This is a genomic window from Mesorhizobium amorphae CCNWGS0123, assembly GCF_001686985.1.
Taxonomy (GTDB): Bacteria; Pseudomonadota; Alphaproteobacteria; order Rhizobiales; family Rhizobiaceae; genus Mesorhizobium; species Mesorhizobium amorphae.
Genome location: NZ_CP015318.1, coordinates 3,365,425 through 3,381,986, shown reverse-complemented (window position 1 = coordinate 3,381,986; position 16,562 = coordinate 3,365,425). Strand labels below are relative to the sequence as shown.

General features: G+C 63.5%; 24 protein-coding genes and 1 riboswitch. Of the genes, 10 read left to right on the top strand and 14 right to left on the bottom strand.

The window, feature by feature from the left end; all coding sequences use genetic code 11:
* Positions 1 to 25: 25 nt before the first annotated feature.
* A complete protein-coding gene (locus A6B35_RS15890; RefSeq protein ID WP_006203042.1) occupies positions 26 to 634 on the bottom strand; it encodes a TetR/AcrR family transcriptional regulator in 609 nt (202 codons plus the stop codon).
* 118 nt (positions 635 to 752) lie between these two features.
* Here A6B35_RS15890 and A6B35_RS15885 point away from each other — a divergent pair, with 118 nt between their 5' ends.
* On the top strand, positions 753 to 1,199 hold the full coding sequence (locus A6B35_RS15885; protein WP_006203041.1) for an OsmC family protein: 447 nt from the start codon (positions 753 to 755) through the stop codon (positions 1,197 to 1,199).
* Between the two features lie 16 nt (positions 1,200 to 1,215).
* Positions 1,216 to 1,602, top strand: coding sequence for a nuclear transport factor 2 family protein (locus A6B35_RS15880; protein ID WP_006203040.1), 387 nt, complete (start codon positions 1,216 to 1,218; stop codon positions 1,600 to 1,602).
* A 152-nt stretch (positions 1,603 to 1,754) separates the two neighbouring features.
* Here A6B35_RS15880 and A6B35_RS15875 read toward each other — a convergent pair whose 3' ends face one another.
* From A6B35_RS15875 to A6B35_RS15850, 6 genes are all read right to left on the bottom strand, one after another.
* Positions 1,755 to 2,366: a LysE family translocator gene (locus A6B35_RS15875; protein ID WP_006203039.1), complete on the bottom strand. Its 612-nt coding sequence runs from the start codon at positions 2,364 to 2,366 to the stop codon at positions 1,755 to 1,757.
* Positions 2,367 to 2,486: 120 nt separating this feature from the next.
* Positions 2,487 to 2,855 (bottom strand): fluoride efflux transporter CrcB, encoded by a 369-nt coding sequence (gene crcB / locus A6B35_RS15870; protein WP_040583010.1) that lies wholly within the window; start codon positions 2,853 to 2,855, stop codon positions 2,487 to 2,489.
* Positions 2,856 to 2,883: 28 nt separating this feature from the next.
* A riboswitch (Fluoride riboswitch) is annotated at positions 2,884 to 2,945 on the bottom strand.
* A gap of 87 nt (positions 2,946 to 3,032) precedes the next feature.
* Positions 3,033 to 3,368, bottom strand: coding sequence for a YkgJ family cysteine cluster protein (locus A6B35_RS15865; RefSeq protein ID WP_050900744.1), 336 nt, complete (start codon positions 3,366 to 3,368; stop codon positions 3,033 to 3,035).
* 193 nt (positions 3,369 to 3,561) lie between these two features.
* Positions 3,562 to 3,969 carry a hypothetical protein gene (locus A6B35_RS15860; protein ID WP_006203034.1) on the bottom strand — a complete coding sequence of 136 codons (408 nt, stop codon included), beginning with the start codon at positions 3,967 to 3,969 and terminating at the stop codon, positions 3,562 to 3,564.
* Entirely contained in the window at positions 3,969 to 4,196 is a 228-nt protein-coding gene (locus A6B35_RS15855) for a hypothetical protein (RefSeq protein ID WP_006203032.1), read from the bottom strand. The genes A6B35_RS15860 and A6B35_RS15855 overlap by 1 nt, the downstream gene beginning before the upstream one ends.
* A gap of 175 nt (positions 4,197 to 4,371) precedes the next feature.
* On the bottom strand, positions 4,372 to 4,581 hold the full coding sequence (locus A6B35_RS15850; protein ID WP_006203031.1) for a cold-shock protein: 210 nt from the start codon (positions 4,579 to 4,581) through the stop codon (positions 4,372 to 4,374).
* A 14-nt stretch (positions 4,582 to 4,595) separates the two neighbouring features.
* On the opposite strand from A6B35_RS15850, the gene A6B35_RS35595 reads away from it, so the two are divergent.
* A complete protein-coding gene (locus A6B35_RS35595) occupies positions 4,596 to 4,985 on the top strand; it encodes a hypothetical protein (RefSeq protein ID WP_139032218.1) in 390 nt (129 codons plus the stop codon).
* A 33-nt stretch (positions 4,986 to 5,018) separates the two neighbouring features.
* Here the strand turns inward: A6B35_RS35595 and A6B35_RS15845 are convergent, their stop codons facing one another.
* The 4 genes from A6B35_RS15845 to A6B35_RS15830 form a co-directional block, all read right to left on the bottom strand.
* Entirely contained in the window at positions 5,019 to 5,801 is a 783-nt protein-coding gene (locus A6B35_RS15845; protein ID WP_244425948.1) for an SRPBCC domain-containing protein, read from the bottom strand.
* Entirely contained in the window at positions 5,798 to 6,118 is a 321-nt protein-coding gene (locus A6B35_RS15840; protein ID WP_006203028.1) for an ArsR/SmtB family transcription factor, read from the bottom strand. The genes A6B35_RS15845 and A6B35_RS15840 overlap by 4 nt, the downstream gene beginning before the upstream one ends.
* A gap of 104 nt (positions 6,119 to 6,222) precedes the next feature.
* Complete coding sequence (locus tag A6B35_RS15835; RefSeq protein ID WP_006203026.1) at positions 6,223 to 6,882, bottom strand: glutathione S-transferase family protein; 660 nt, start codon at positions 6,880 to 6,882, stop codon at positions 6,223 to 6,225.
* Positions 6,883 to 6,986: 104 nt separating this feature from the next.
* Positions 6,987 to 8,120: a metallophosphoesterase gene (locus A6B35_RS15830; protein WP_006203025.1), complete on the bottom strand. Its 1,134-nt coding sequence runs from the start codon at positions 8,118 to 8,120 to the stop codon at positions 6,987 to 6,989.
* Positions 8,121 to 8,237: 117 nt separating this feature from the next.
* On the opposite strand from A6B35_RS15830, the gene A6B35_RS15825 reads away from it, so the two are divergent.
* Positions 8,238 to 8,831, top strand: coding sequence for a hypothetical protein (locus tag A6B35_RS15825; RefSeq protein ID WP_006203023.1), 594 nt, complete (start codon positions 8,238 to 8,240; stop codon positions 8,829 to 8,831).
* 26 nt (positions 8,832 to 8,857) lie between these two features.
* On the opposite strand, the gene A6B35_RS15820 is transcribed toward A6B35_RS15825, so the two are convergent.
* Positions 8,858 to 9,490 carry a TetR/AcrR family transcriptional regulator gene (locus A6B35_RS15820; RefSeq protein ID WP_006203021.1) on the bottom strand — a complete coding sequence of 211 codons (633 nt, stop codon included), beginning with the start codon at positions 9,488 to 9,490 and terminating at the stop codon, positions 8,858 to 8,860.
* 149 nt (positions 9,491 to 9,639) lie between these two features.
* On the opposite strand from A6B35_RS15820, the gene A6B35_RS15815 reads away from it, so the two are divergent.
* A complete protein-coding gene (locus tag A6B35_RS15815; protein WP_006203020.1) occupies positions 9,640 to 10,419 on the top strand; it encodes an NIPSNAP family protein in 780 nt (259 codons plus the stop codon).
* Here A6B35_RS15815 and A6B35_RS15810 read toward each other — a convergent pair.
* Positions 10,390 to 11,241, bottom strand: a complete 852-nt coding sequence (locus A6B35_RS15810; protein ID WP_006203019.1) for an alpha/beta fold hydrolase — start codon at positions 11,239 to 11,241, stop codon at positions 10,390 to 10,392. The two genes, A6B35_RS15815 and A6B35_RS15810, sit on opposite strands and share 30 nt — an antisense overlap.
* Entirely contained in the window at positions 11,238 to 12,176 is a 939-nt protein-coding gene (gene choX / locus A6B35_RS15805) for a choline ABC transporter substrate-binding protein (protein ID WP_006203015.1), read from the bottom strand. Before choX ends, A6B35_RS15810 begins: the two co-directional genes overlap by 4 nt.
* A gap of 82 nt (positions 12,177 to 12,258) precedes the next feature.
* On the opposite strand from choX, the gene betI reads away from it, so the two are divergent.
* The 5 genes from betI (at position 12,259) to A6B35_RS15780 (ending at position 16,558) form a co-directional block, all read left to right on the top strand.
* Complete coding sequence (betI, locus tag A6B35_RS15800; protein ID WP_006203014.1) at positions 12,259 to 12,897, top strand: choline-binding transcriptional repressor BetI; 639 nt, start codon at positions 12,259 to 12,261, stop codon at positions 12,895 to 12,897.
* A gap of 120 nt (positions 12,898 to 13,017) precedes the next feature.
* The gene (locus A6B35_RS15795; protein WP_006203011.1) at positions 13,018 to 13,791 is read left to right on the top strand and encodes an SDR family NAD(P)-dependent oxidoreductase; all 774 of its coding nucleotides are present in this window, start codon (positions 13,018 to 13,020) and stop codon (positions 13,789 to 13,791) included.
* A 271-nt stretch (positions 13,792 to 14,062) separates the two neighbouring features.
* Positions 14,063 to 15,460 (top strand): class II fumarate hydratase, encoded by a 1,398-nt coding sequence (fumC, locus tag A6B35_RS15790; protein WP_006200484.1) that lies wholly within the window; start codon positions 14,063 to 14,065, stop codon positions 15,458 to 15,460.
* A gap of 114 nt (positions 15,461 to 15,574) precedes the next feature.
* Positions 15,575 to 15,997 (top strand): DoxX family protein, encoded by a 423-nt coding sequence (locus tag A6B35_RS15785; RefSeq protein ID WP_006200485.1) that lies wholly within the window; start codon positions 15,575 to 15,577, stop codon positions 15,995 to 15,997.
* Positions 15,998 to 16,135: 138 nt separating this feature from the next.
* The gene (locus tag A6B35_RS15780) at positions 16,136 to 16,558 is read left to right on the top strand and encodes a DoxX family protein (RefSeq protein ID WP_006200486.1); all 423 of its coding nucleotides are present in this window, start codon (positions 16,136 to 16,138) and stop codon (positions 16,556 to 16,558) included.
* The last annotated feature ends 4 nt before the right edge of the window (positions 16,559 to 16,562 follow it).

Below are 16,562 nucleotides of genomic sequence, written 5' to 3'. Positions count from 1 at the left end.
GTTTGTTTTTGCTTGGGCTCACGCCTCAGACGGCGGCCTCCGCGCGTTGCCGCGCTTCGCCGGCCAGCACGGCCGACTCGACCAGCGCCGCGACTTCGTCGGCGACGGCCAGCAGCGGGGCGCGATCACGGGTGGCGCGCGCAATCACCATCAGCCCTTCCAGCGAGGATTCGACCAGCAGCGCCAGGGCATGGGCACGGCGTTCGGGCACCCCTGCCCTGACGAAGGCCTGACGCAGCAGGCCGATCCACTGCTCGAACGCCGAGCGGCACAGTTCGGCCAGTTCCGGCACATTCGCCGGTGAATCCAGCACCACGGGCGCGATCGGGCAACCGAGCGTGAATTCATTGTCCTCCAGCATGCGGGCAACCGACTGGTAGATGTGATGGACGGCCACCGCCGGGCTCGTTTCGGCGGCAAGGTCCTCGCCCAGCCTTTCGGTCACTTTGGCGATGCTGTCGCGCGTCACCTCGATGACCAATTGGTCCTTGCCGCCCGGAAAATGGAAATAGAGAGAACCGCGCGGTGCGCCGCTGGCGCTCAATATGTCGTTGAGCGAGGTGCCGTGATAGCCGCGCTGCCCAATCAGCAGCGCCGTCGCCTCGATCATGCGGGTGCGGGTGTCGTTCGCCATGTCAGCCTCTGTCAGGAGAGAGCCATTATAGGCCTTGTTACTAATATGACAATCGGTCTACATAATATGTAGATCGGTCTACATATTCGCTTTTTCAATCGAACTCTTGGAGGACCCAATGACAATTCGTGAGGCTTCGGCCGAGTGGCAAGGTGCGCTGAGGGAAGGTTCGGGTCGGCTTCGACTGGGCAGCGGCGTCTTCGAGGGCGCCTACTCCTTCCCGTCGCGTTTCGAAAATGGTCCCGGCACCAATCCGGAAGAACTGATCGCGGCGGCCCATGCCGGCTGCTTCTCGATGGCGCTGAGTGCCATCCTCGGCCGGGAGGGTCACATTCCCTGGAATATCCGCACCACGGCGAAAGTGCATCTCGGCGCGACCGCGGCCGGGCCGACGATCACCCGCATCGAGCTCGAAACGCAGGCGGAGATCGCGGAACTCGGGGCAGAGGAGTTCGAGAGGTTCGCGCAGTCAGCCAAGACGACTTGCCTGGTCTCGCGCGCGCTTGCCGGCGTGGCCGACATCAGTCTCAAGGCCGTGCTCGTCGACGCTGTCGAAGACCAATGAAAACAGGAGAATGACGATGACACACGAGCTTGTCATTGACATCGCCGCGAATGATCTGTCCCGCCAGACGGCCGAGATCATGCGGCGCTTCAACGACGTGTTCCAACGTCATGATCCGACGGCGCTTGCGGAGCTGGTGGCCGAGGATTGCGTGATCGAAAACACGGTGCCGGCGCCGGACGGCGCGCGCCACGCCGGCAAGGCGGCGTGCGTGGCGCTGTGGTCGGCGATCGCCACCCAGCCAGGCACCCGCTTCGACATCGAGGAGACCTTCGTCGCCGGCGATCGGGCAACGATCCGCTGGCGCTATTTCATGGCCGACGGCAATTCGCTGCGCGGCGTCAATTTGATGCGCGTTGCCGGCGGGCGGATCGTCGAGGCGATGGGCTACGTCAAGGGATAGGTCGACCGCCGCTATGTGACGTATTCCTAAGATACGCAGGCACTCGGCGGCGCAAATTAGCAGCCTTACCGGCTGAAGAGCAGATGAAGGCGGGCCTTGGCTCGCCTTCTCATTGTCTTGGCCATGCAGGCGACGAAGCCCGTCAACAGACGCTACCGGTCCGCCAGCGCCAGCTTGGCGCCGAGCATGACGAAGGCGCCGGCGAAGGTGCGGCGCATCCAGGTCAGCACCTTCGGCCGCGACACGACGTGGCTACGGATCGAGGCGGCGAAGATGCCGTAGCCGACGAAGACGACGAAGGTCAAAAGCATGAAGACGCCCGACAGTTCCAGCATCTTCGACAGCGCGTGCGGTTCGGTGGTGCTGACGAATTGCGGCAGGAAGGCGAAGAAGAAGATCGACAGTTTCGGGTTGAGGATGTTGATCAGGATGCCGGAGGTGATGACCTTGCCTGCCGAGCGCGGCGCGACGTCCTGGTCGACGCTCAGGCCACCGCTCTCCTTCAGCGTGTTCCAGGCCATATAGAGCAGATAGGCGACGCCGAGATACTTCAGCGTCTCGAAGGCGATGGCGCTGGTGTGCAGCAGCGCGGCAAGACCGGTGATGGCGGCTGCCATATGCGGGATGATGCCCAGCGTGCAGCCGAAGGCGGCGATGATCGAGGCACGCACCCCGCGCGACAGGCCGGCGCTCAGCGTGTAGAGAACGCCGGTGCCGGGCGAGGCCACGACGATCAGCGACGTCAACAGGAATTCGATGCTCACGACTTGCTCCTCCGGCACCCGGCCCGGCGGCAAGGTACCGGGCAAGGGCGCACTGCACAAGCTGTGGGCTCACGCCGGTGCGCTCACGCTGTCGCGGGTCGCCAGCCCGTGGAAAATCGATCAGCGGCGCATCAGCAGGAGAACAGCCGCCAAAGCCGTCAACGACAGCGTCACACTGGCGACTATGTAGCCGATGGCTGCCAGATGCTGGCCGCGTTCCCACAGCGTCACGGCGTCGAGCGAGAAGGTCGAGAAGGTCGTAAAGCCGCCGATGATACCTGTCGTCAGGAACAACCTGACGTCATCCCCGCCGATCTGGAACAATGCGAACAGGCTAACGACAAGGCCCATCAAGGCCGATCCGACGATGTTGATGGAAAGCGTTCCGAAGGGAAAGTTGGCACCGAGCAGTCGCAGCGACAGAAGCCCGACGCCGTAGCGAAGAGCGCCACCGATACCCGATCCGATGAACACGACGAAAAATCCCATGACAGCCTCCTGCGCGCCCGAAGGGCGTTCGTCAGTAGGCGTCATCAGCATCAGCGCGGTTTTCAGGGAGACACCATTCCCGAGCGCTATATGGCAAGGACTTGCATTGCAGGCAAGGCCTGCCGTGTAGAACCGCTACCTTTGCCCCCCACATCCCGCGGTGAGCGACCGACAGCTCTACGGTGGCAGGCCATGCGCCTCGCGCGCCATCAGGCAGTCGTCGCCGCCGGGCATGCAGGCGCGGCAGACGTCGGGGCGGACGTCATAGATGCCGCAAGCGGTATGCTTGCCGACCTCGCCGGACAGAGCCGAACAGCGCACGCCGTCGCAGCGCATACCGGATTCGTCGGCAGCGACGAATTTCTGCGGAATGCGGTCAAGCTGCGCGTCGTCCTCGGTGGAAAAGCGCGGCCACTCGGCTGAATAGGAGCAGCAGGCGCCGCAGGCCTGGCAGTCGAACAGGGCCGCACCGGCGCCTTGCTCTAGCGGCGAAAAATCTGCGGCTGCCGCCAGGGCAAGCAGGCCCGGCGCGACAGGATCGCGATCGGCATTTCGCGGCAAGGCGCTATTTCTTCTTGGTCGTCTTCCGGGCCACGACTTGAACAGATCGGTTGCGACCGGTTCGTCAGCCTTCGGCGCGACAGCCGGCTTGGCGGTGGCGGCCGGCGCTGCCGGCTGGTCCTTGGCGGAAAATCTTATGGCCATGTCAGTCCTCGTCAGAGAAACGCGATGACGGCGCGCGCGGATTGCGCAGGCGGCCGATCAGCGCCGACACCGCCGTGATGTTCATTTCCTCGGGCGACCAGTTCCTGGCGTCCTCGATGTGATGCGGCGCCAGTTCGCGATGCGTGCTGCCGCTATAGGCGGCGTCCTGATGGGTCACCCGCTCGCGCGTCTTGGTGTCCTCGCGCACATATTCGATCAGATAGTTCGGGGCTTCGGCGCGGCCGCGCACACCGACGCGCACCTGGGCATCACCATGGGCGCGCTTGCAACGCTCCAGCTTTTCCAGCACGCGCCGGACAAATTCGACCGGCTTGTCGAGAAGTTCGACCATGTCGGCAATGGTCGCGTCGCCGGCGATCGGCGTTGGCGGCACGCGCTTGGTGGCCATCAGCGTTTGCCCGCGCGTTTCGGCATGGCGGCCTGAACGAGGGCAGCCGCCCGGTCGTCGGCCTCCTTCTCCAGGCGCAGTTCGCGCAGCCGCGCGGTCTTGGCCTCACGGGCCTCGCTGACGGCATCACGTTCGGAGATGATGCGATTGAGCGACATCGACTGCGTCCGGGTCTTGCTGAAAAGCTGCTCGGCCTCGTCGCCGGATGCCTTCGGAGTAAGGGACATCTTCTTCTTCCTGGTTCGGGGGGATCCACCTTGGCGGTGCTTAGCACATACGAGGGGATCTGCGGCGTACAATTCACTGCCAGAAACGAAAAAGGTCAGGCATGTGCCTGACCCTCCTCTCGCCATCTACCGATGCCAGTACATCCGTGGTCACCGGGAAGGCTGAATTCCGTTTTTACGCAGCCTTGAGCTGGTCGGCGGACATCTTGCCCGACTTGTTGTCACGAACCATCTCGTAGCCAAGCTTCTGACCTTCGACGATGGTGCGCATTCCGGCACGCTCGACGGCCGAAACATGGACGAAAACGTCGGCCGAACCGTCGTCAGGCTGAATAAAACCAAAGCCCTTGGTGGCGTTGAACCATTTTACTGTGCCAGTGCTCATAACGAACCCTTTCCATGGCAAATATTCGTTCACCGTCGTGCGAATGCACAACGGCGTTTGTCTCGATTTTTGATGGGAGGAAGTTCGTCAAAGGCGCGCTCGGCACGCGGATAACAAAAGTCGGGCAAACAAATATCGACGAACTTCTAGTAGACTTCTTTTGCCGCCATGTCAAATTTCTTGTTCTGGTGACGGCAGCCGAAGCACCGCATGGCTTGCCGGGCAAGGCACGACGAAGCCCCTTTCCCGGTTGCATCCGGGATGCAAAAACCGCCTGGCGCCAGATCGGAAAAAAATCGCAACAAGGTGGGAACCATCCTGGCCCTCACGCATTTTGGTACGGTCAGCAGTTCATAAGAGCAATCTTGGAAAGGCTGGCAAAAAGGACGCCTCCCGCGCGATAAAAGGCGCGAGGGGCGTTCTTGTATTTGGGGACGTCACATGATCGCTGACAGCAGCGGCAGGATTTCGTAGCGAAAGCCCTGCCCCGAACGCACGACCGGGTCGGCATCGGTCAACGCCCTTGCCTCGGCCTCGGTGCCGACGCGCAGGATGGCGAGGCCCCAGGGCCCGGCCGGGTCGGCGACCGGACCAGCCAGCATCATGGTGCCCTCGGCCAGCTTGCCGCGCAGATAGTCGGCATGCCGGTCCATCAGCGCCCTCTCCTCATCCGTCAAGGTAAAGGCGAGATCCGCGCGCGGCGGGATCAGCCGGCAGTGGAATATGCCTGGCGACTTGATGCCCGCTTCGGCGGCAAGGAATGCATTCAGCCAGCCGAGCACTCGCTCCCAGCCGGAGCCGTGGTCACGGCAGGAGTCATGGCGTGCGCCAAAGCCTTCGTGGCGCAGCGTCAGCCGCGTTCCGGCATCGACCGCTTCCAGCGTGTAGGTGACGGTCGTGACATTGTCGCCGTCCCATGGCGCCTTCCAGGTCATCACCAGACGATGCAGCGGCTCGACCTCGAGATATTCGCCCTGGACGTGGAATTCATGGCCGTCGGCGCCCTTGCCTTGCGAATACCAGGCACCGCCCGGCCTGACATCGGCGGTGTGCTTCGTCGTCCGGTAAAGCGCGTCCGAACCCCACCAGAGCGGGATCTGGTCCTCGGCGGTGAGCGCCCGAAACACCCGCTCCGGCGGCACGGCTATCGTCACCGTGGCAAGGATGGTGCCCACCGAGACGTCGGCGACTGCACGCGGCCTGTCGTTGCTGGCCATCATTCGTTCTCCAGATAGGATTTCAGATTGCCGAGGCTTGCCTGCCAGAAATCGCGATAGGGCAGGATCCAGTCGGCGACATCCTTCAGCTCCGCCGGCTCCAGCCGATAAAGCCGCTCGCGACCATGCTTCTGCTCGGAGACGACGCGCAATTCGCGCAGGATCCTGAGATGCTTGGAGATTGCCGGCCGGCTCTGCGAAAAGGCCGAGGCGAGTTCGTTGACCGGCGCCGGGCCCTGCCGCAAACGATCCAGGATGGCGCGCCGCGTCGGATCGGCGATGGCGCGAAAAACGGAACGATCGGGATCAGCCTGCGGCATAATGCGTATCCATTTGGTTACGTATTTATGCCGATCGCGACTGCTCGTCAACAACGCCGCAGCGGGATGAACTCAGCGATCCTCGTCCGGCGATGATCTCTTGGTCAGTCCTGTTCGTGCGGCCCGGGTTCCGGCCACGTCTCCTTGGCGGATTCCGCATACCAGTGCCGCATCGCCGGCGTTGAAAGCACGGCGTCGACATAGGCGCGTGTATCCGGCGCCAGTTCGCCGCCATAGGTGTCGAAGCGGGTGACGATCGGCGCATACATGGCATCGGCCGCGGTGAAATGGCCGAACAGGAACGGGCCGCCCTTGCCGTACTCGGTACGGCATTGCCGCCAGATCGCCTCGATGCGAGCCCGCTGTGTCTCGCCTTCAGCGTCAAGCGGTTTATGCGCCTTGGGCCGGCGCAAATTCATCGGCCAGCCATAGCGGACCTCACGAAAGCCGGAATGCATCTCGGTCGCCACCGAGCGGGCCAGCGCGCGGGCACCGATATCATCGGGCCAGAGTTTTTTCTCCGGAAACAGGTCGGCGAGATATTCAAGGATGGCAAGGGTTTCCCAGACAATTTTGCCATTGTGATTCAAGACGGGCACCAGCCCGGTCGGCGACACCTTGGCTAGGTTGGCGGCGGTTTCCGGCGTGCGCAAGCGCACGAAGCCTTCCTCGAACGGTATCTCCAGATGCCGCATCGCCACCCATGGCCGAAGCGACCAGGACGAAAAGCATTTGTTGCCGATGAAGAGGGTGAATTCAGCCATGGTTTCTCCCGACTTGCCTGCGAAGCCAACCCTGCATGTTTAGCCCCGGAGAAGCCGGGCCGATCCCGAAAATACGACCACTGCCGCAGTCCCGCCAGCGCGCCTTAGAAGCTCAGGCTCTTCGAGAAGGCGTTGGTGAACATCACCTCGCCATGGTCCCCGGTCGCCTCGCCCAGCACCACATCTATGCCGTCACCGGTCACTCGCACCAGCGCGAAGCCGCCCATATAGGCGGCCTTCGGCTTGAACAGATCGAGCCCGTCTCGACTGTAGATCATCGGTATCTCGTGCTGGTGGCCGTGGAAAATGGCGATGACATTGTAGCCTTTCAGCGCCGACAGCAGCGCCTGGCGGTCGGCCTCGCTCCACCAGTGCGGCGCGCCGGTGCCGTCATCGTCGTAGGTCCGCTGGGCCGGATCCCATTTCTCGATCGAAAAAGTATCCCAGCCATAGTGCTGGAACAGGATGACCGGGCGGCCGTCGCCGGCATAGGTCGCCAGATCCTGCTTCAGCCATGGCAGGCTGGAGATGGCGCCGTGGCCCGTATCGCCGGCGAAACGATGCGTCTGGATAAGATGCAGGCCGCCCCAGTCCCAGGAATAGCAGTCGGTGTCGACGTCATATTCGGTCGCCGGCACCGGCGGCTTGAAGAACACGCCGGGGCGGTGGTTGACCTCGACATAGTCGCGCATCTCGCGGCGGTACCAGTCGACATGATCCGACGGCCCGTTCTGGTCGATGTCGTGATTGCCGAGCCCGACGTAGACGGGCATGTGGACACGGTCGGGGCCGATCCCTTGCTGATAGCGCTGGCTGAACTGCAGCAGCTGCGTGCCTTCGCTGGGCTGGGTGATCTGGCCGCCGCCGTCGTCGGTGATGTCGCCTCCGACGACGAGGCCGAGCGGCGCGCCGATGCGGCGGCCGGCCGAACGCAGGCCGGCGGCGACGCCGTTGATCTCGGCCGGCCAATCCTTGTCACCAATGCCGTTGAGCGCAGCGACATTGCGCAGCAGGGCGGCGTCGGTCTTGCCTTCCTGCTGGCAGTTGGGGCTGAGGCCGCTCGCCATGCGGCAGGCATGGACGTCGGCGATGAACAGGAAGGTGGCGTCGATGGGCTGGATGCGCTGCCCGGTCTGGCCGAGCGCCGGACGCACAAAGGCACTGGCGGCAGCAACCCCCAGCGCCCGGGTCAAAAAGTTGCGCCGGGACAGCAGGCGGGGCGGAAGGCGATTCATCATGCGCTGAAGTTCAGCACAGCCGGCGCCCGGCCGTCCAGTGCAGCGCTCACGCATCGACATGTCGCTACAGGTCTGGCATGTCTTGGCCTTCAACTTGCACGGGCATAGGAGGACGCCATGAAAGTTGCACCGATCGTCATGATGCTGGCCGCATTGCTGCCGGCGGGTGTTGCCCATGCCGCCGATTGCGTCGACGCGAGATCCGCCAAGGCCGGCTTCGTGCTGGAAAAGCCCGGCATCCGCAGCGAGTTTCGCCCGACGGCCGGCGGCATGGTTGCCGTCGCCAACAAATACGAATCCGAATCGCCGCAGACGCAGTTCCTGTTCAACGGCCTGATCGAGGTGTTTCGTGATAGCGATACCGGTCGGGTGGCGATGATCCCGTTTTCCGATCTGCGAAAACTGTTTCCGCTGAAGACGGGGGCAAAGAGCACGATCGAATTCGTCGAACTGTCGCCGAACAAGCAGCCGAAGAGCACCAAGACGCTGACTTTGGTCGTCAAGGGCAAGGAGACGTTCAGCCTGGGCGACTGCAAATACAAGGTACTGGCGGTCAAGGAGACCTTCAAGAATGGGGCCGGCGAGACGCTGGACGCGTTCACTGCGCTCTATGCGCCAGATCTGCAGGCGGCTCTCGCCCGGCGCTACGACGAGGGCACCAGCGCGGAATCGGTGAACGGTTACGAGACGATCAAACCGCTGGCGAAATAGAGCGGCGCCCTACTGCTCCTCCGGCTTCAGGGCTTTCCCGGCCGCAGCAGCACCCTGCGGCGTCGCTTCGCTCCCGCTCGGCCCAGGGACGACGCAGCTGAATCGGTGCGGCGTTCCAATTCCGCCAGGCAATCGCGCAGTGGGCCGGCGTCCTGCGCCGTCTTGGCCATCGACATGGCGCCGGAATAGGCGGCGACCGCGAGCGCCGCGAAGCGACCCGGATCGGTGTCCTGCTCCCTGCCCGCTTGCTGGTCGGTCCTGACCTTGCCGGCGATCGCCTGGCGCCAGGCGGCAAAGATGCCGGCAAGGGCGGCGCGGAAATCCGGGTCGGCGAGTGAAAGCTCATGCGCCAGATTGTTGAGCGGGCAGCCGCGCACGAAGCCCTGTTGTTCCAGTTCCGCCGCCACCGTCTCGAACACGGCGCGTATGCCCTCGCGGGCCGATCCCGCAGCCCGCACCGGCGCGATCCAGGTTTCTTCGACGGTGGCAGCCACCCGCTCCTCGATCACCGCCAGGGCCAGCGCCTTCTTGGTCGGGAAGTGGTGATGCAGCGCGCCGCCGGTGACGCCGGCCGCCGCCATCAGGTCGCCGATGCTGGAAGCGTGATAACCACGCTCCTGAAACGACGCTTCCGCGACATCGAGCACCCGATTGCGCATGCCTTCGGGGTCGTTGGTGCGTTTTTGAGCCCGCGATCTTGGGCGAGCGGAAATCTCTGCTGACATTTTCAAACGATAGCAGATTGACAAAACAGGACAACCGGTCTGTTTTGTAAACAGGATGATCATCCTGTTTTGGAGAGTGTGCGATGAACCTGCCCCTGAAAGCCCTCGCGACAGCCGGCCTGCTCGCCTCGCCCGTGGTCGAATTGCGGCAGTACACGCTAAGACCCGGCCGGCGCGACGCACTGATCGATGTCTTCGACAGCCATCTGATCGAGGGCCAGGAAGCGGCCGGCATGACCATCATCGGCCAGTTCCGCGACCTCGACCGGCCCGACATGTTCGTCTGGATGCGCGGCTTTGACGGCATGGATGCGCGAAAAGATGCACTGACCGCCTTCTATGACGGGCCGGTGTGGGCCGCATGGCGCGACGCCGCCAATGCCACGATGATCGATTCCGACGACGTGCTGCTATTGAAACCGGCATGGCCGGGCGCCGGCTTAGACCTGTCGGGTTTGCGAAGATCTGATGGATCTGAGCAGGAAAAACTGAGCGATAACAATTACTTGAAGGCCATTGTTGTAATCAAGATTCATCATTTGTGGCCCGGCACCGAGGCCGGCTTTGCCGAAACCTTCGAAACCGGAGCCGTTCCGCTGCTCAAGGCGCTCGGCGCAAGGTTGCTCGGCGCCTTCGTCACCGAGCACGCCGAAAACAGCTTTCCGCGCCTGCCGGTGCGATCAGGCGAAAACGTGTTCATCAGCGTCTTGGGATTCGCCAGCGCCGACGCGCACGCAAATCATGAAGCGACCCTGGCCGCTTCACCGATGTGGCGGACCTTCCACCGGGCAACGGAACCGAACTGCGCCAGACCGACGCAGACCCTGCGGCTTTCACCGACCTCGCAATCGCTGTTGAGCTAGCCCTGCCCTGAACTTGTCGGTGACGGCCGCGGCAACAAGCGCCGGATCCTCCCAATGCGGATTGTGGCCGCAGCCTTCGATGCGGATGAAGTCGGAACCCGGAAGACAGCGCCGCAGCGCTTGCTGATGCGCTTCGCCAAACAGCGGGTCGACTGCACCGGCGATGATCAGCGTTCGCGCCTGTACAGCTCGCGCCGCGTCAGTCAGATCCGCGCGACGAATTTCTTCGAGCACCGCGCGCCAGCTCGCCACCGGCATTGTCGAGGCGTCTTTCGCCATGCCGGCGAGAAAGGGTTGGGGCACACCAGTCCGGCAGGCATGCCACCAGTCATAGAAAGGATCGGCCGGCGAGATCGGATCGCGCAGAGCCTGAACGCCGGCGACTAAAGGATGATCCGGCGCGAAATCGGGCTTCAACGTGCCGGCCAGGACCACCAGCCCGCCGATGAGTTCCCTATGCCGCGCGGCCAGCGCGATAGCCACCATGGCACCAAGCGAATGGCCGACGAGGACCGGCCGATCGAGCCGCAACTGCTCGATCAGCCTGGCAATGTCGTCGGCGAAGCTGGCAGGCCGGAAGGCTCGCAACCCGGCCTGCGAGGCGCCGTGGCCACGCAAGTCCGGAATGATCAGCCGGCGTCCGGAAAGGTGCGGCGCCAGCAGCGAAAAGCTGCGGCTGGTGTCGGTGAAGCCGTGGATCAGCAGCAAGGCCGGCTCGGCGCCGGGGAATTCGACATAGGCCACGGAGAGGCCGTCGACATCGGCCATTCGCTTGCGGCCTGCCCAGTCTTGCTGCTCGACCTCCAATTCGACGAAGCTCACAGGCCGAGCTTTTCCTTCACCGCAGCAAGGCCCGGCTTGCCGTCGAAAGTGGTGACGCCGGCGAGCCAGGCGTCGAGACGGCCCTTGTTCAGGGTGATCGCCTTCAGTCCGGCCTCTTCAGGCTTCATGCCGTCATTGATCAGATAGCCCATGCCGACATTCTCGAAGTCGACGTCGAAGACAAGATTCTTCAAGAGCTGCCCGACGTTCGGACACTCCTGCACATAGCCCTTGCGCGCCTGCGTCGTCACCGTCGCGGCGCCGAAATTCGGGCCGTAGAACTTGTCGCCGCCGGTCAGATATTTGAAGTCGTACATCGCATTCATCGGATGCGGCGCCCAGGCCTGGAAGACGATGAAATGCTTTTCCTTGATCTGATAGCCGACCTCCGACAGCATGCCGGCTTCGCTGGACTCGACTACCTGCCAGCCATCGAGGCCGAGCGAAGGATCGGCAATGGCATCCATCATCAGCTGGTTCGATCCGGGCTCGATGCCGTACATCTTCTTGCCGAACTTGTCGGCGAATTTGTGCAGGTCGGAGAAGTCCTTGACCCCGGCCTCCCAGACATAGGTGGGCACCGCGAAAGTGTATTTGGCACCTTCGAGATTGACGCGCACATTCTCGACCGAGCCGTCCTTCTTGTAAGGCTCATAATAGACGACGCTGGCGGGATCCCAATAGCCGAGGTAGGCGTCCAGGTCCTTGTTCTTCATGCCCTCATAGATGACGTTGAGGCCGAGCACATCGCTTTTCGCCTGATAGCCGAGGGCGTCGAGCAGGACGCTGGCGACCCCAGTCGTGAAAGCGAGATCGTTCCATCCGGGTTCGGCCATGCGTACCGTCCTGCACTGCTCGGTCTCGCCCGCCTGGGCAGCGTGAGAGGCCAGCGCCAGCACGGCTAGACAGACGCCATTTGCAAAGATGCGCAACATTTCGGTTCTCCTCACCGTATGATATTGACCGGTTGGTCTATTTATTGTCCCATCGGTCAATTGTTGATCTAGATGGACGAAAATGTCAACGTGGTTTTTCGATACATGGATCTATCCGGTGAAACTCAAGCGTCTCAGTGACATACGCCGCAAGGAGCTGCGGCAGGCGGCCTTCGCGGTGCTGCAACGCGAGGGCATTGCCGGCGCGACGCTGGAAAAGGTGGCGGCCCATGCTGGTGCCTCGAAGGGCATCGTGCTGCACTATTTCCGCAACAAGCAGGAATTGTTCGAGCACGCGATGCGCGAGGCCAATACCGTCCTGCGCGATGCGGTGATCGCGCGGCTTCGCTGGGCACGGACGCCGATGGAGCGTCTGGATGCGGTGGTCGAGGGTAATTTCGAGCCGCATCTGTTCCAGCCTCCACTCTGCCATGCTTGGCTTTCGCTCTGCGCCGAGGTGCCGCGCGACGAGAAGCTGGCGCGTATCCAGAGGGTGATCCACGCGCGCATGCGCTCAAATCTGCTGTCCGGCCTGCGTGGCCTTGCTTCGCCCAGCGAGGCCGAGGACATCGCGCTTGGCGTCACCGCGCTGATTGACGGGCTATGGCTGCGGCTCGCCCTGCGGCCGGGAAGTATGTCGCGCGAACAGGCGATCCGCCAGGTCAAGGGTCATGTGACCGCGCGGTTGGCCATGCGGGAGCCTGTGACCGCCGGCGCGTAGCCGGGCGCGGCTGGCCTGCCGTCCAAGTTTCATACTGCGCGATAGGCGCACGCCTTGACGCTCCCGCCGATCGGCGTTGCCCTCGCCGACTGATGACAGGCGGGAACGCGCGAGGATCCCATGAGACTTCACGGCAAGCGGGCTCTAGTCACCGGCGGTTCGGACGGGATCGGCCTGGCGATATCAGAGGCCTTCGCACGCGAGGGCGCCGATGTGCTGATCGTCGGCCGCGACGCCGGCAAGCTTGAGGCGGCGCGCCGGACGCTGATTGCATCAAGCAAGGACGGCTCGACGGTCGAAACCCTGTCGGCCGACCTTTCGACCTCGGCCGGCATCGATGCGGTGGCCGCGCATGTGAAACAGGGGCGGCCGCTCGACGTCCTCGTCAACAATGCCGGCGTCGCCTTCCTGGTGCCCTTCGAGAGCGTTACAGAAGAGCAATTCCAGCAATCCTTCGCACTCAATGTGACGGCGGCGTTCTTCCTGACACAGCGGCTATTGCCGCATCTCACTGCTGCCGCCTCCGTCATCAACATCTCGTCCTACTTCGCCAGCAAGATGATCCCGAAGCGGCCGTCGAGCCTGTACTCGCTGTCCAAGGGCGCGCTGAACTCACTGACCAAGTCGCTGGCCTTCGAGCTCGGCCCGCGCGGCATCCGGGTCAATGCGATCGCGCCGGGCACGGTCGATACCGCCATGCGACGTAAATCGATCGTCAACCTGCCGGCGGAAGCGCAGGCGGAGCTGAAAGCCTATGTCGAGCGCAGCTATCCGCTCGGCCGCATCGGCCAGACCAGCGATCTCGCCGGCATCGCCGTCTATCTGGCCTGCGACGAGGCGGCGTGGACCAGCGGCGGGATTTTCGCGATCGACGGCGGTTATACGGCGGGGTGAGATCTCCCCCCTCGGGGCCCCTCGGGGGGGGGAGATGGCCGGCAGGCCAGAGGGGGTCGTCTCGCGTGGAACTCCAGCCTCTTGGCGGCGGTAGGCGGTCGCGCCAGGACGTACCGACCCCCTCTGTCGCCTTCGGCGACATCTCCCCCTCGAGGGGGAGATTACCTGCATCCTTCAACCGATTCGCATCGCCACTGCCTGCAATCTCCGCTTGAAGCGATTTGTGCAACGCGATACGCCGTTGCCGAATTTCGAAAACCGGAGACCTCCAGTGAGCGCTGAGAAGACCAGAACCGAAACCGACACGTTCGGTCCCATCGAGGTCGCCGCAGACCGTTACTGGGGCGCGCAGGCGCAGCGTTCGCTTGGTAATTTCAAGATCGGTTGGGAAAAGCAGCCGGCTTCGATCGTCCGCGCCTTGGGCATCGTCAAGCGGGCGGCGGCCGAAGCCAACATGGATTTGAAGCGGCTCGACCCGGCGATCGGCAAGGCGATCATCGAAGCGACGCAAGAGGTTATCGACGGCAAGCTCAACGACCACTTCCCGCTGGTGGTGTGGCAGACCGGTTCGGGCACGCAGTCCAACATGAACGCCAATGAGGTGATCTCCAACCGGGCGATCGAACTTCTGGGCGGCGTCATGGGCTCGAAGAAGCCTGTGCATCCCAACGACCACGTCAATATGAGCCAGTCGTCGAACGACACCTATCCGACGGCCATGCATATCGCCTGCGCCGAGCGCATCGTCCACGATCTGCTGCCGGCGCTGAAGCACCTGCATGCAGCGCTCGAGGCCAAGACCAAGGCGTTCTCCCACATCATCAAGATCGGCCGCACGCACACGCAGGACGCGACGCCGCTGACGCTGGGCCAGGAATTCTCGGGCTATGCGGCGCAGGTCGCCTCGTCGATCAAGCGCATCGAGTTGACGCTGCCTGGCCTGCAGGAACTGGCGCAAGGCGGCACCGCCGTCGGCACCGGCCTCAACGCCCCGGTCGGCTTCGCCGAGAAGGTGGCGGAGCGCATCGCCGCCATCACCGGCATCGGCTTCGTCACCGCGCCGAACAAGTTCGAGGCACTCGCCGCCCACGATTCCATGGTGTTCTCGCACGGTGCCATCAACGCGGCGGCGGCGGCGCTGTTCAAGATCGCCAACGACATCCGCTTCCTCGGCTCCGGCCCGCGTTCGGGCCTCGGCGAACTGTCGCTGCCGGAAAACGAGCCGGGCTCCTCGATCATGCCTGGCAAGGTCAACCCGACCCAGTGCGAGGCGCTGACGCAGGTCTGCGTGCAGGTGTTCGGCAACAATGTCGCACTCACCTTCGCCGGCAGCCAGGGCCATTTCGAGCTCAACGTCTACAATCCGCTGATGGCCTACAACTTCCTGCAATCGGTGCAGCTGCTGGCCGACGCCTCGGTCTCCTTCACCGACAATTGTGTCGTCGGTATCGAGGCGCGCGAGGACAACATCAAGGCGGCGCTCGACCGCTCGCTGATGCTGGTGACGGCGCTCGCCCCCACCATCGGCTACGACAATGCGGCCAAGATCGCCAAGACCGCGCACAAGAAGGGCACCACGCTGCGCGAGGAAGCCCTGGCCACCGGGCTGGTCAGCGAGGCCGACTACGACCGGCTGGTGCGGCCGGAGGACATGACGCATCCGGGGTAAGTTAGTATCACCGATGTAACCTTGTGAACGATCTGTCGCCAGATCGACATCTTTGGTGAACAGTCGGGCTGCTCTATCTGGAGGGGCATCATCTCAAGCCCCTGGAGAGTCACCATGTCGATCAACACTTCCGCCGCCGGTTCCGGCGCTGCTTCAAATGCCTCTACCTCCATCCTCCTTGGCCGCGTTCTGCTCGCGGTAATCTTCCTCCTGTCCGGTTTCGGCAAGTTGACCGCGATCGCCGGCACCGCCGGCTATTTCGGCAGCCTCGGCCTGCCGCTGCCGACCGTGACCGCCATTGTCGTCGGCCTCATCGAACTGCTCGGCGGCCTTGCCATCCTCGTCGGCTTCCAGACCCGGATCGTCGCCTGGGTGCTGGCGATCTTCACGGTCGCCACCGGGCTGGTTGCACACATGAATTGGGCCGATCAGATGCAGATGATCAGCTTCCTTAAGAATCTGGCGATTGCCGGCGGCTTCCTTGTGCTGGCTTCCTCCGGTGCCGGCGCCTATTCGATCGACGCCAAGCGCGGCTGAGCCATTTCTGGATACCTTGAGAAAGGCGGCGCGGAATTTTCCGCGCCGCTTTTTCGTTGTCGATCCAGGAGCCCGGATTGCCGATTCCTGCTAGGATCGGGAAGTCGGGATAGTCGGCCGACGACGACGGAGGTCTCCATGCCCCGCAACGCGTTGCTTCTCTTGTCCCGGCTGTTGCTCGCCGCTTTGTTCGTGCCGTCCGGCTTCCAGGCGCTGGTCAACATTTCCGGCACGACAGACTATTTCGCCGGTCTCGGCCTGCCGCTGCCGATGCTCGCCGCCTGGGGCACCGGCCTGTTCGAACTGATCGCCGGGCTTTTGATCCTGGTCGGCTTCCAGACGCGGATCGCGGCGCTGCTGCTCGCCGCCTTCTGCATCGCCGCCGCCTTCATCGGTCATTACGGCCAGGGCGCCGACGATGCGACGCTCGCCTTCCTGCACCAGCAGATGCTGATGAAGGACATTGCGATTGCCGGCGGCTTCCTGGCGCTGGCGATAGCCGGCGCCGGCGCCTGGGCGATCGACGGAAGGAGCTTCGGGATCGGCGCTGACGCCACCTGATTCT